Source organism: Devosia elaeis (assembly GCF_001650025.1).
Classification (GTDB): Bacteria; Pseudomonadota; Alphaproteobacteria; order Rhizobiales; family Devosiaceae; genus Devosia; species Devosia elaeis.
Genome location: NZ_LVVY01000072.1, coordinates 1 through 12361, shown reverse-complemented (window position 1 = coordinate 12361; position 12361 = coordinate 1). Strand labels below are relative to the sequence as shown.

At 61.0% G+C, this 12361-nt stretch carries 19 protein-coding genes and 1 tRNA gene; 12 read left to right on the top strand and 8 right to left on the bottom strand.

From position 1 onward, the window contains the following. Window positions 1-68 precede the first annotated feature (68 nt). Window positions 69-144: transfer RNA gene (locus tag A3840_RS06815), tRNA-Phe, on the top strand. Between the two features lie 136 nt (window positions 145-280). Here the strand turns inward: A3840_RS06815 and A3840_RS06810 are convergent. From A3840_RS06810 to A3840_RS06765, 8 genes are all read right to left on the bottom strand, one after another. Further along, window positions 281-1243, bottom strand: coding sequence for a tyrosine-type recombinase/integrase (locus A3840_RS06810; RefSeq protein WP_245676564.1), 963 nt, complete (start codon window positions 1241-1243; stop codon window positions 281-283). Window positions 1244-1350: 107 nt separating this feature from the next. Beyond that, window positions 1351-1632, bottom strand: a complete 282-nt coding sequence (locus A3840_RS06805; protein ID WP_067453867.1) for a helix-turn-helix transcriptional regulator — start codon at window positions 1630-1632, stop codon at window positions 1351-1353. Next, complete coding sequence (locus A3840_RS06800; RefSeq protein ID WP_067453863.1) at window positions 1632-1892, bottom strand: hypothetical protein; 261 nt, start codon at window positions 1890-1892, stop codon at window positions 1632-1634. Before A3840_RS06800 ends, A3840_RS06805 begins: the two co-directional genes overlap by 1 nt. A 267-nt stretch (window positions 1893-2159) precedes the next feature. Further along, window positions 2160-2393, bottom strand: coding sequence for a hypothetical protein (locus tag A3840_RS06790; protein ID WP_067453857.1), 234 nt, complete (start codon window positions 2391-2393; stop codon window positions 2160-2162). Then, a complete protein-coding gene (locus A3840_RS19260) occupies window positions 2386-3645 on the bottom strand; it encodes a hypothetical protein (RefSeq protein WP_067453855.1) in 1260 nt (419 codons plus the stop codon). The genes A3840_RS06790 and A3840_RS19260 overlap by 8 nt, the downstream gene beginning before the upstream one ends. Continuing rightward, the gene (locus tag A3840_RS06780) at window positions 3645-3923 is read right to left on the bottom strand and encodes a hypothetical protein (RefSeq protein ID WP_067453852.1); all 279 of its coding nucleotides are present in this window, start codon (window positions 3921-3923) and stop codon (window positions 3645-3647) included. The genes A3840_RS19260 and A3840_RS06780 overlap by 1 nt, the downstream gene beginning before the upstream one ends. 108 nt (window positions 3924-4031) lie before the next feature. Further along, window positions 4032-4262, bottom strand: coding sequence for a hypothetical protein (locus A3840_RS06775; protein ID WP_131798268.1), 231 nt, complete (start codon window positions 4260-4262; stop codon window positions 4032-4034). 383 nt (window positions 4263-4645) lie between these two features. Beyond that, entirely contained in the window at window positions 4646-5413 is a 768-nt protein-coding gene (locus A3840_RS06765; protein ID WP_067453843.1) for a LexA family transcriptional regulator, read from the bottom strand. 115 nt (window positions 5414-5528) lie between these two features. On the opposite strand from A3840_RS06765, the gene A3840_RS06760 reads away from it, so the two are divergent. The 11 genes from A3840_RS06760 to A3840_RS06710 form a co-directional block, all read left to right on the top strand. After that, window positions 5529-5771 (top strand): hypothetical protein, encoded by a 243-nt coding sequence (locus A3840_RS06760; RefSeq protein WP_131798267.1) that lies wholly within the window; start codon window positions 5529-5531, stop codon window positions 5769-5771. 341 nt (window positions 5772-6112) lie between these two features. Next, window positions 6113-6352, top strand: a complete 240-nt coding sequence (locus A3840_RS06755; RefSeq protein WP_067453832.1) for a hypothetical protein — start codon at window positions 6113-6115, stop codon at window positions 6350-6352. Next, the gene (locus A3840_RS06750) at window positions 6349-6615 is read left to right on the top strand and encodes a hypothetical protein (protein ID WP_067453830.1); all 267 of its coding nucleotides are present in this window, start codon (window positions 6349-6351) and stop codon (window positions 6613-6615) included. The genes A3840_RS06755 and A3840_RS06750 overlap by 4 nt, the downstream gene beginning before the upstream one ends. A 50-nt stretch (window positions 6616-6665) precedes the next feature. After that, a complete protein-coding gene (locus tag A3840_RS06745; protein WP_067453828.1) occupies window positions 6666-7688 on the top strand; it encodes a hypothetical protein in 1023 nt (340 codons plus the stop codon). A gap of 102 nt (window positions 7689-7790) precedes the next feature. Then, complete coding sequence (locus tag A3840_RS06740; protein WP_067453825.1) at window positions 7791-8012, top strand: hypothetical protein; 222 nt, start codon at window positions 7791-7793, stop codon at window positions 8010-8012. Between the two features lie 14 nt (window positions 8013-8026). Beyond that, window positions 8027-8821, top strand: a complete 795-nt coding sequence (locus A3840_RS06735; protein ID WP_067453823.1) for an ATP-binding protein — start codon at window positions 8027-8029, stop codon at window positions 8819-8821. 273 nt (window positions 8822-9094) lie between these two features. Continuing rightward, window positions 9095-9658 (top strand): DUF669 domain-containing protein, encoded by a 564-nt coding sequence (locus tag A3840_RS06730; protein ID WP_067453820.1) that lies wholly within the window; start codon window positions 9095-9097, stop codon window positions 9656-9658. Window positions 9659-9832: 174 nt separating this feature from the next. Continuing rightward, complete coding sequence (dnaN, locus tag A3840_RS06725) at window positions 9833-10915, top strand: DNA polymerase III subunit beta (protein ID WP_067453817.1); 1083 nt, start codon at window positions 9833-9835, stop codon at window positions 10913-10915. Then, window positions 10915-11235, top strand: a complete 321-nt coding sequence (locus A3840_RS06720) for a hypothetical protein (RefSeq protein ID WP_067453814.1) — start codon at window positions 10915-10917, stop codon at window positions 11233-11235. The genes dnaN and A3840_RS06720 overlap by 1 nt, the downstream gene beginning before the upstream one ends. Then, entirely contained in the window at window positions 11235-11435 is a 201-nt protein-coding gene (locus A3840_RS06715; protein WP_067453811.1) for a hypothetical protein, read from the top strand. The genes A3840_RS06720 and A3840_RS06715 overlap by 1 nt, the downstream gene beginning before the upstream one ends. A gap of 2 nt (window positions 11436-11437) precedes the next feature. Then, window positions 11438-12361 (top strand): oxidoreductase (locus tag A3840_RS06710; RefSeq protein WP_067453808.1); only part of this gene is annotated, 924 nt, incomplete at its 3' end.

The following is a 12361-nucleotide window of genomic DNA, read 5'->3' as shown; positions in this document are numbered from 1 at the left end:
GCTGGACAGGTGTCCCCAAAGCCACTATAAGCCGCCCGTCCGGTGCAAGAAGCCGGGCAAAACAGGATGCCCAGATAGCTCAGTTGGTAGAGCAGCGGATTGAAAATCCGCGTGTCGCTGGTTCGATTCCGGCTCTGGGCACCACCGCTTTTCAGGCTCATTGAAATTGTTGGGTTTTTTGGCGTTTTTATCTAGCGCGAGCGCTAACGAGCACCAGCGCTAGATGATTATGTTCACGGCCCGTCCTGTTGACTTTTCAAAATTAGAAAAGCGTTTCCGGTCATCGTTTGATCGCCTGTTCGGCCAGCCGCTTCTGGCTGGCAGCGCGCGTATAGCGCTCGACCTCCTTGAGCGTTTTGTGACCCGTTATGGCCATGATTTCGTGGGCCGTCGCCCCCCGATCAGCCAGCCGGGTTGCTGCGGCCTTGCGTAGGCCGTGGGCTCGCCCAGGGACGCCCGCCTCCAAGCATCGGTCCCTGAACCAGTTACCAAAGCCGTTGGCTGTGAAAGGCTTGTTGAATTCGGTGACCAGGTAGACCATCTCCCCAACCGGTGATGCGTCCAGTATTTCGCGCAGCTCTGGCCTGATCGGAATTTCCAGATGGACCGGGTTCTTGCGCTTGTTCTTCTGCTGGGTGAATCGAAGCCATCCACTTTTTTCGTGCTGGCGCCCAAGCAGGACGATATCGGATCGCCGCTGCCCCGTGTAGAGTAGAAGCCCCAAGGCCAATCGCGCCTTCGTCCCAATCGGGTGCCTGGCTTCAAACTGCTCAACCTCTTCGATTGTCCATGTGTGGTGGCCGTCAGGATTATTGCTGGCGCGATACTGCACATCTCGCGCCGGGTTGGCGTTCACCAGTCCAACCTCAGGCTTACCGGCCCAGTTAAACACAGCGCGGATGGCTTTAACGCGGCCATTCGCAGCTTCAGGTTTGCCCTCTTTCTTGTCGCGCAGGATAGCCACCGATTTCGCGGTGAAGCGGGCGAGGGGAATGTCGCGGAAAGTTAGCTGTGTTTTTTCTGATGGGCTTTCGGCCAGGCATTGGTCGAGTATCGATTTCCTGACTCGCCGTGTGCGCTCATCGAGATCAAGATAGTCCGCTGACCTGTAGTATTGCTCAATTAGCCACCCAAGCGTGCCATCATCAATGGCGTCTGGACCAGTTCGATCTTCCGGCCTGTGTCCCGCCAACAATCGCCTGTAAAGCTCTTCCCACTCGTCGGTGCCAGGAGTGCCACGCATGCGAACATCCTTCTGGCCTTTCCTGCGAAAATAGACGAACCACTTGCCGCTCCCCTTGGGCACCTCGTATTCTACGACATAACGCGGGAGGCGCGGCCTTGCTGCGTTCAACCGAACTCGGCCCATTTGTCCACTTTCTTGATTGTGTCGTCCTCGTCACCCGGCAAAGCTGCGAAGGCGCGCTCTATCTTGGCGCGATCCCAAACGCGCCGTCCATCAATCTGCTTGGGTCGAGGCATTCTCCCGTCGCGCACAAGTTCATCAAATTTGGCCGGAGACAGGTCGATGTATGCTGCCGCCACCTCGCGCGAGAGCCCGATGGGCGGCAAGCTGTGTGGCAGTGCGGCGCCCTTACGGCGCCTCGGCCCATTATCATTGGCGGGTCTCATCACTTCCCCTCCTTCGCGGCGCGGATCATAGCTTGATAGGTTTCTTCCACCTCGAAGAAAGACACGTCCGCCTTAACGTCCAAAACGCCCGCCTCCAGCATCCCCTCGGTCGGCTCCGCAAGCGCGTCTAGAACCGCGTCGGCTTTCACCCGATACTTGTCTTGGTGGTAGGAGCCCTGGCCGCTATTGAGACGGTGCCAGTCGCCTTTCGGATAATCGAAATCGTGCAAAGCCTTGGCGATCTTCTCCCTCATGTTCATGGGGTGTCTCCAAGACGGCGGATGGCATGTGAGCAATCCATAGCTCCGCAAGAATACGCCTTGTCCTCGCCCACGCGGGCGAACCACTCTCCGGGTGGGTTAGTGGCTACCTCATCCGCCTTAGCAGCCGCCCTCTCGATCCCCCTGCGTTCGGCAGCAAGCAGGGCGCGGGCTATCGTCTCGTTGGCGGCATTAGACTGCCACACCACGGCAGATCGCAAAGAGGCGGCCTCTGCCATTGCCCACTCTGGCACCTGGTCTTTCGCTTCATTCATGGGGGGATTCCTTCAAGGCTGCGCGACCGGCGGGGGTCAGGGAAAAGCAATAAGCGCCCACCTCGATAGTGTCGCCACGCGAGACCGTCGCCTTGACCTGACCGAAGTGATGGCCCTTGCTGTGCAGTTGAGACCACATTGCCGATCCGCCCAGCCGGTCGATTTCGGCAAGGATTGCGATGCGAGCGCTTTGCTGCGCCTTCGTCAGCTTACCAGCCTTACCCATCTGCGTTCTCCTGGTGGAGGACGGAGCGGGCGCGGCGCATGTCGCCTACGGTGATGGCCGGCCGCCAGTTATCGCCCAGCCCTTCGCCCAAGAGCGGGTGGTCATCATCGATGCGGAAAAACTCGTCATCGAAGCCTTCGCCGTCTGCGGTGGTATATTTAGCAAACGGCCTCAGCGCCGCCTCAAGGGCTTTGATACGGGCTTTGTCTCTTTTGATGGCTTCGTGCATCTCATTCGGCGTCAAGCCATCGAACCAGGCGAGTATCGCTTCCTTTTCCTCGGTAAGGCGAAGGACTTGGGCTTCGGCGGTTTCAGCGCGGCGTTGCCAGCCCTCTACCGCCCCGGCCAATTCGCCGGCTTCCCATGTGCTTGGATGGTCAATCGTCATGGTGCGTCCGCAACACTTCGGCCAACCGTGCCGGAGCGCGTTTGCTCCGTCCACTCTTTGAGCGCGGCCGCATTCCCGGCACCAGACCAAGTCGCGTGCGATCTGCGACACGTCAGCGGCGATCTTGTCATGCAGCGTCATCTTCATCTCACCCTCCTTTCCGAGAGACTGGAGGAAGGTGCGGGCATCTAGATCAATTGTTCGATCCAGAACAGACTGAGATGGCTCTGCCCCGGTGCAGTCGTCGTAAGCCTCAACTATGGTTGTAAGCATCTCCACAGCCTCAGCGAGACGGGCTTTGTAGTCCCGAGCGACCGTTGAGGCGTTATCCATTTGCGACAGCATGCCGAGCAAATCCGGTAGAGGCTTCCAACTTTCATTGTTAGGGAAGTGCTCAGTCACGAATGCTGTCAGGAAGTCTCGCAGATAGTTCTCAGCGGCCTCGATCTCAGCCCGCAGCTTCTCGATGATGGCTTGGGCTTCGGACTGGCGGACGAGGGGAATGGCAAAGTCGCCTGGATTGAAAAACTCGACCACGGGCTCAACGAAACAATCAACGAGCCATGCCTCCGCCTCCAACCCCTCGGCGTCGGGGGCGGGCTGGGGTGCTTGGGTGGGCGCGATGGCGGAGAGGGCGGCTTCGAGGATGCGAACTGCTTCTTCAACCTCCGTTGCCAGCATCACGTTCATCGCCGTGTCGCGTATCCAGTCATCCGTTACCCCAGAGGGTAGAGCGGTTTCGAGGGCACGGCGCATATGCTCGGGGTCAGGGTTCCACGTCCCATCGGCTTCGCCGTAAGCCTGACAAGCCCGCTCTACCATCTCATCCGTCACGCCTGTGATCTTGGTCATCTTCTCGCCCATCACGCCGCCCTCCTTTCCTGGCGCCTCGGTCCACGCCGTCGCCGGAAGCTCGCGAAGTAGCCAGTGGCTTGGTCCAGTTCGTCCGCCAGGTCGCGCAATCTTCTCGCGATGTCTGCGCAATGCTCGTAGCCACGACGGCCAGCCATGCGCTCGTTGAACGCAGCGCTGGCCTGAATGGCTTTCGGGGTGATGCCGTGCGCCGCGCAATAGGCGACGCTAACGATGGGGTAGGCGTGGGCGCGGGCGGAAGCGGGCGCGATTTGGCGTGGTTGGGCCATGGTAATCTCCTCGGTGTGGTGTGGTGGCTGGTGAGGCCAAATAGGCAGAAGCAATAGGGCAATGCCCACCCTGAGTTGGCGCCGGTGACGCGCCAACCTGCTTAGGCACTAGCTGCCATACCGCAGCCAGTCTGCCGCCATGAACAGCGCGGGCCCCGCCGCGACGAACAGCGCGAGGCATTGTGCCGCGAATTTGACCTGCTCGCGGATCGGCAGGCGCTCGGCAACGACCCGGCCTGACTGGATGCGCACGATGGTCGGCACTTCGTGCCATTCGCCGTCAATGATTGTGGGCTTGTTGATCAGCACGGACGTGCCGGTGGGCTGGCGGGAGGTCATGGCGCCCACTCCCTCAACTGCCGCTCACGCCGCTCATGGCGCTGGGCCCAGTTAGCGGGGCGGCTGTGGCGCTTCGCCTTGTGGTCGGGCTTGCGGAATGGCTCAACGCTGCCCTGGTAGCTGGTGGCGGCACCGGAGGCGGGGCTATGGAACCCCGCCCGTTCGTACATGGCGCGCGCTCCGCCCTCGCCGTGCGCGCCGTCAGGTCTTCTGGTGGTGGTTTCGCTGCGAGCGGCAGCCTTCGTGCTTGCGTGCATTTCTTCACTCCTCTGTGTGGTGGACGATCGGGAGGTGACCGTTCGTCATGAGGGTGATTTATGCAGCATCATTGCGAAAGTCAACACTGAATCGTGTTTTTCGCAATTGCGTAGTGATTTGAGTGATTAATCGACCGTGAACCGGGCGACGTATCGGCCGATAATCGTGACCTCATCCGCCGGCACTTCGTAGGTGGCGTAATCCTTGTTTGCCGGAATCAGCCGGTATTGCATCGGGTCGGTGCCGCGCACGATCTCGATTTGCTTGATGGTTTGGCCACCATTTTCCCAAAGTGCGAAAATGCCTGGCATAGTAGGGTTTCGCCGGGACTGATCGACAAGGACCACGTCGCCGTCCTTGATTATCGGGAACATCGAGTTCCCTTCGCATTCCAAGAAGTGAAGATGCTCAGCGGAAGCGCGTACGCGCCGCTGCAGCACCGACATTGGGATGCTCCATGAGCCCAAGACGGGTGCGGCTGCAACCGACTGACCATTGCCGAGGTCAATGGTCAGTGTCTCCACATCGTCTCGGCTTCCGGCGCCAATCGTGCCATCCACCTGCGGAATCTCGCCAGACGCAACGCCAAACCGTCGCTCCTGGTTCATTGCAGGCTGCCAGTGGTGTTCGTGGTTTGGGAGGTAAAGCGGCGAATCTGGTTCGCGACGCAATTCCATGGGGCGCACGTCGCGGGCGAGTTGCTTGGTGGGAATAGGCCGATCGAGGAATGTTGAGATTCGGACCAGCTCCCCAACTGTGATCTCGCGCTTTCCCTGAAGAACGCGATTCAGTTTGTCAGGCGTCATATCAACGGCGCGCGCAAGGTCTGCCTGCGCGATTCCCGCAGTGTCTATGGCCCGCTTCAGCCAGTCCTTGATGATTTCGCTGTCCATAATCGGCCTTATCGCACAGGTCGTTGCGGAAATCTGTAGCTAAAATCACGATGATGGTTGACAGGGATTGCGAAAATCACGATAAAGGCAATCCGACGCAACCGAGGAGATTCCAGTGACCACCAGAACCAAACACAAGCGCAACCCAATGAAGCCCCGCCCTGGCGAAGTGATCGGCGGCGGCTGGATTGTTCTCCGGCGCGGTGACGACACCGGCCGAATTCGCCCCTCCTTCATGACATTCGAGCATCCGACCCGCGAAGCCGCTGAGGCGGAAGCCGCGCGCTTGGCAGCGAGCCGTCCGGGATATCGGTTTGACGTGCTCGGAGTTTTGGCCAGCCAGATGGTCGCCGCCTAACCATTCGCGGCCACCAACCGCGAACCGCTGCGACGGCACCACCCACGGCGCAGCGCCACCACAAGAGGAGAACCAGATGCGCGGGCCGGGAAACCCCGAAGGGTCCAGCACCACCTGTGAACCCGGCCCGCGCATCGTCGGTACTAGGAATGAGGAGGAGATGGGCCGCAGCACACCCTTACTCAATCCGTTCCTTCCGCCACCACAGCGGCGCGGCACACATAGCGCCGCGCGCCACACCCGTCAAAATATTTGCTCCACCGATTTGCCGAACCGGAGCGAAAAACCCAATAGAGAATGTGTACCGGCTCACCACCGGGCACCACCACAGAGGAGAAATCATGGACACCAGACCTGCCAACGACAATCAGCCGGACGAAGGCTTTGCCTTCCAGATCGGCGAAACCATCGAGGTGATGACCCGCGCGGTGATCATCGAGCGCTCGGAGAGCGCATCGGGCCGCACCTATCTGGTGCGCGCCACCAAGGAAGACGGGCGCGAGATCTATATTCGCGCTGCCGAAACCGAAATCTTCGAGCCCGAGCCGGTGCGAGTGGCTGCCGAGCGGGTGGCGGCATGAGCGAGCCGGCGCAGGAAATTGGGATTGGCGACTTTGTGCGCATCCTGGGGGCGCAGGTCAAAGGCTTCGTGACCGCGTTCACCTGCTCGCTGCGACGGGAAGATTCCTACCTCGTCGAGTACGTCGATGCCGACGGCAACCCGCAGGAGCGGGAATGGTCGGAGTCGCAGCTTAGCCTGGTCGAAAAGGCGAAGGCCGAGGCCGAAGATTGGTTCGAGACCAACGAGCCAGACAATGTCGTGCCGCTGCGGCGGGCGAACTGAGCGGTCGTACCGGGCCGCTTAGCAAAACACCACAACATGAGGAGACTGCAATGGGCAGATTTAAGGCGGGCGACCGCGTGAAGATTCTGGCTGGCCATCCGTATATCGGGGTCGGCACCGAGGGTGACTATGTGGGCCGCGCAAATCGCGGATACCGCGGCAAACACAATGTGCGCGTGACCTATGAAGACGGCGCCACCAGCGAACTGACCTTCAAAGGCCGCGAACTGGAACTGATCGACGCACCAGCTGCGCAGGTGCCCCCCGAAACCTGGGAGCCGAAGGTTGGCGATCGGGTGCGGCGCGTTCGCCATACAGGCATAATCAGTAACTGCCCGATTGGTCACGAAACGACCATTACCCGTCTTCTCTCGCACGGGCGCGGTTTTTGGTACGAGGGCAAAGACGGTTCGGAGCAGAACTCTTCGCGACCGGACGACTGGGAAGTGATCCCGTCCTTCACCATCGAAGCTGGCAGGTTCTACCGCACCCGCGATGGCCGGAAGGTCGGGCCGATGCGTCATAGTAATCGGGCCAGCTTCGAGGAGGGAGCGAACGGCGAGAGCTATCCCTACTACGCTGACGGCTACACCTACACGGACGCAGGGCGCTGCCACTGGAACCCTAAAGAAGACCATCGATCGGACCTCGTCGCCGAGTGGGTCGACGAGCCAGAAGAACTGGAAGCCGTCGAGGCGGAAGTGAAGGAGCTGCTGCGTGCCGCCCCTGAACCCGCCGCATGGCCGCGTGATGAGTGCAGCAAACTTCATCGGATGGGCGATCCTCGGGGTCATCTTTGCTGCAATCTTCGGTGCCACTGCTGCCGGGGCTGGATTCTGGCCAGCCGTAGGCATATGGGCCGCCGCTCTTGGAACGGCCGCGCTGATATGGGCCGGCGTCTTTCTGGCGCTAGCATGAACCCGGCCCTGAACAGCCTACTCCGCCCAGCACCCTACAACCCCTTCAGCAACACACTCCACCCGCCGCGCCGTGCCTTGCGCACGGCGTTGGTGGCGGCCCTGGCGGGCGCTGTTGTTGCCTTCGTTGCGGGGGTGATCCTGTGGAGCTTCTAGCCTGGGCCGTGCTCGTCGGGGCGATGATCTACATGCTCTGGCAGCCACCTTACGCATAACCGCGCCTACCACGCGCACCACCACAAGAGGAGATACCAGCAGATGAACCTGCACCCCTTCACCGTGCTCTCGATTGAGCGCCAAGAAGCCGCCAAGCGCAGCGCGAAGTCGTCGATCCATCCTTTCGGTCGCCGCACCAAGTCCAACACATGCAAGCAGAAGTCGCCCGGCACAGTTGAGCGCGTTCGCGGCGCAATCACCGCGCACCTTGCCCGCCACCCCCGCGATAGCGTGGCGGCGGCGCATCTGGCGAAACTGGCCTAAGGAGCAACAGCACAATGTCCGTCTTTGACAGACTGAAAACGACCAAGACCACCAACCCGCCCGTATCGCTGCTTTACGGCGTCGACGGCGTGGGCAAGACCAGCCTGGCCGCCGAGTGGCCCGGCCCGATCCTGTACCTGCCAACCGAGGGCGAGCGCCCGCCGAGCGATGTCGAGCTGACCACGCCCGGCACGGTCGAGAGCTTCCACGGCCTGCTCGACATTTTCGGCGAACTGCTCGACAGCGAGCACGACTTCAAAACCGTGATCGTCGATAGCCTTGATGGGCTGGAGCCGCTGGTGTGGGGCGCCACGTGCCAGCGGCTTGGGGTGGATACAATCGAGGCCCCCGGTTACGGCCGAGGTTACATTGAGGCGGACGCAGAGTGGAAAGACTACCTCGGCGGCGTCTCTGCCCTGTCGCGCGCCGGGATCTACGTGGTGCAACTCGCGCACCCGGAAATCGTGCGTTTCGACAGCCCCACAACCGACCCGTACAGCCGCTACACGATCAAGCTGCACAAGCGCGCCAATGCATTGGTCCGCGAGCAGGCCGACATCGTGGCGTTCATGAATTACCGAGTCTCGCTCAAGGAAAAGGAGGTCGGCTTCAACAAGAAGGTGAGCCACGCCGAGGGCGGCAACGAGCGCCTGGTTCATTTCAACGAGAAGGCCGGATTCTCGGCCAAGAACCGCTATTCCATGCCGGACAGCGTGCCGTACCGGAAAGGGCAGGGCTTCGCCGAGTGGGCGAAGTATCTGCCGAGCGCGGCGAATGACAATTCTGCCAGCAAGGCAAAAGCCGCATGAACCGCGTAATCGGAGAATGCAGCATCTGTGGCGGCGACGTGTCAGTGCCGCATATCTGGCACGGCATATTTCCACCCAAGCCAACCTGCTCGCGTTGCGGAGCGCAAGCCCGCAGCGGGCCGGTGATCGACATGCGGCCAGTCAGTAATCGCGGCAACCGCGAGCCCCACCAATGGACCGGCGAAGGCATCCCTTACTCGCCGCCGTTCTACCAGCCTTTCTACTACTAACCGCGCCTCACCAGCGCACCTAACCACCACATAGGAGAACCACATGGCAGGCCTTGGAACCAGATTTGATGCGACTGCTCATGACACCGAGCAGCGCGGTGAGTACGAAGAACTCCCCAACGGCATCTATGACCTCGAGGTCACGGAGTCAGTCGTCGTGCCAGCCAAGAATGGCAGCGGCACCATTCTCAAGGTGACCAACACCGTCGTTGCGCCGGCTGAATATGAGGGGCGCAAGCTGTTCAACAATTACAATTTGGAGAACGCTAACGAAGTGGCGCAGCGTATAGGGCAACAGCAATTTGCCAGCCTGTGCCGCGCCATCGGCGTGACCGAAGTAGAAGACAGCGAAGAACTGCACTTCAAAACCTATCGGGCCAAGGTTGGACTCGGGAAGCCGAGCAAGGACGGGCAGTATCCGGCTCGCGCCGAGATCAAGCGTTATTACTTCCAGGACGAAGGCGACATGCCCGAAGTCGGCATCGACGCCACCCAGCCGCCCAAGGCTGCCAACGACAACCGCGCTGCCGCTGCCAATGACAACGCCCGACCTGCGGCGGCAGCTGCTGGCGGGGCGGCGAAAAGCAGGCCGTGGGGGAAGAAATAATGGGGTGGCCTGAAGCTGTAGCCATAAGCGTCGGCTCGCTGAGCGGCGCAATCGCCTTCGCCGCGTTCATGTGGGCTATGACCCGATGATCAATCAGGACGGCTCATTGGGCTAACCACCCACTACTGGCGCGTCACCGCGCGCCAGTAGTCCACCACCACAGAGGAGAACACCATGGCTAAGGCCAAACCAGCCACCAAGCTGGTGGTCGAGCGCGGGCACCTTGTCGCGGCGCTGTCCACCGTCATCAAGGCGGTCGAAACCAGAAATACCTATCCGATCCTTGCCAATGTCCATCTGGTGGCCAGCGATGGCTTCCTGACGCTGCGGGCCACCGATCTGGACATTGAGATCACGACGCGCATTCCGGCCAAGGGCGAACTGGCCGCGACAACCCTGCCGGCCAAGAAGCTGCATGAGATCGCGCGGAAGTTCGATGCCGGCGCCGAAAACACGTTGGAGCAGGATGGCGACGCTGTCACCGTGAAGTCGGGCCGATCGCGCTTCAAATTGGCTACGCTTGGCGCCGACGCATTCCCAGACCTGAAATCCGGCGCGTTCACGGCGTCGTTCAGTGCCGACCTGTCGGCCATGTTCGCGCCGGTTGGCTTTGCTATCTCCAACGAGGAGACGCGCTATTATCTCAATGGCGTTTTTCTGCACTCGACCGGGGACGAAACCCGCGCCGTGGCCACCGACGGCCATCGCATGGCGCGCGTCACCGTGCCGACATTGGGCGAAATACCTGCGGTCATCATCCCGCGCAAGACCGTTGGCCTTCTGCCTTCAGGCGAAGTGCACGTCGAGCTGTCCGACACCAAGATCCGTTTGCGGCAGGGCGAAACCACCATCCTATCCAAGCTGATCGAAGGCACGTTCCCCGACTACGAGCGAGTGACGCCCAAGAACAACGACAAAGCCTTGGTGGTGGACCGCGCTGCAATGCTGGCTGCTGTCGAGCGTGTCGGCACCATTGCCAATGAGCGTGGCGGCAAGGCCGTGCGACTGGACCTGGCTTCTGGCGCGGTTGTGCTCACGGTCACGGCCGAAGGCGAAAGCGCCACCGAAGAGCTTGCCGCTGAATACTCCAGCGAGCCTGTCTCGATCGGGTTCAATACCGGGTACTTGGCCGAAATCCTGCGCACTGCGACCGGCGAGAGCGTCACGATCCTGATTGGTGACAGCAACGGCCCGGCCTTGATCCGGGGTGCGGATGCGGGCTGGCAGGCTGTGCTTATGCCGATGCGGGTGGTGTGATGGCGAAGTTCTGCATCAGCTACACCGTCCGCGGACGGGCAACCGAAACCGTCGAGGCTGACGACGAGGCGACCGCTCGCGCCGCTATCGAGGCGCGGGTTGAGGCCGATGATTTCGAACTCGACCTCGACGAAATCGACGATGTGGATTTCACCATCAACGAGATGCACCCGGTGACGCGAGACGGCCGCGAAGTCTGGACCACCTACATTCGCACCGGCGACGTGCGCGGGCATCAGTCGGCACTCAATACAGGCGCGCTCTTTGCGCACTATCAGAACCAGGAGGCGGCTGCGGCCGCTTCCGAAGGGGGTGAGTGATGTTCAAGATCATCGGCAAAGATAATTGGGACCGAGAAACTGTCGCTGACGTACTCGTTGCTGACAACATTCGGTCTGAACGCGACGGCAAGAAGATGGTCGATGCGCTCAATGAAGGCGCGAACGATCACACCCCCCGCTGGCATGTGTTGGTGCCTGCGTCCCATAAGCTGTGGCGCGGCATGGAGGAATTCATCTAACCATGCCCCCACTCCCAAAAGCCCAGCCCAGCACCGTCACGGCTATCTACCAAGCCTATGAAGCCGCCAACCAGCACTATGACAGCCTTGGCATCTCGGTCGGCGAGATCGCCACGGAATGTGACCGCGCGCTCTGGTATGGATTCCGTTGGGCCAGCCAGCCGGAAGTGATCGACGGCCGAAAGCTGTCCATCTTCCGAACGGGCGACCGCTGGGAAGAAGTCTTGGTGTCCGACCTGGAACGCATCGGCGTTGAGGTTTGGGGGCAGCAGAACCGCGTTCGGCTGATCGGCGGACACCTACGCGGCAAAATCGACGGCATCTGCCAAGGCCTGCCAGAAGCGCCCAAGACCATCCACCTGTGCGAATTCAAGTCGAGCAACGACAAGGGATTCAAGGAGATCACGAAGAAGGGCTGCAAGAAGGCAAAGCCGCTGCACTACGGCCAGTGCCAAATCGGAATGCACGCCCTCGGCCTATCGCGCGCCCTCTACATGGTCGTGAACAAGAACGACGACAGCCGCTACGTCGAGCGCATTGAGTACGACGCCGAATGGTGCTTGCGCGCATTGGCCCGTGCGCAGCGCATCATTGAAAGCTTCGACCCGCCGTCGCGCATCTCAGAAGACCCGGAATTCTTCGGTTGCCGGTTCTGCAAGCACCACGCCGTCTGCCACACGGGCGCCGAACCGCGCCTGACCTGTCGATCGTGCATCCATGCCACGCCAGAAATGTCGGGCGATGCGCATTGGTCGTGCAGCCGGTGGTCAAAGCCGCTTTCGGTCGACGAGCAGAAACAGGCGTGCGGCACTCACCTCTGGTTGCCCGGATTTATCGATGGCGAACAGATCGACGCCAACGAGGAGGAGGAGTGGATCGAGTACCGCCTGCGCAGCGGCGAGATATGGCGGGATGGGGTCACCGAC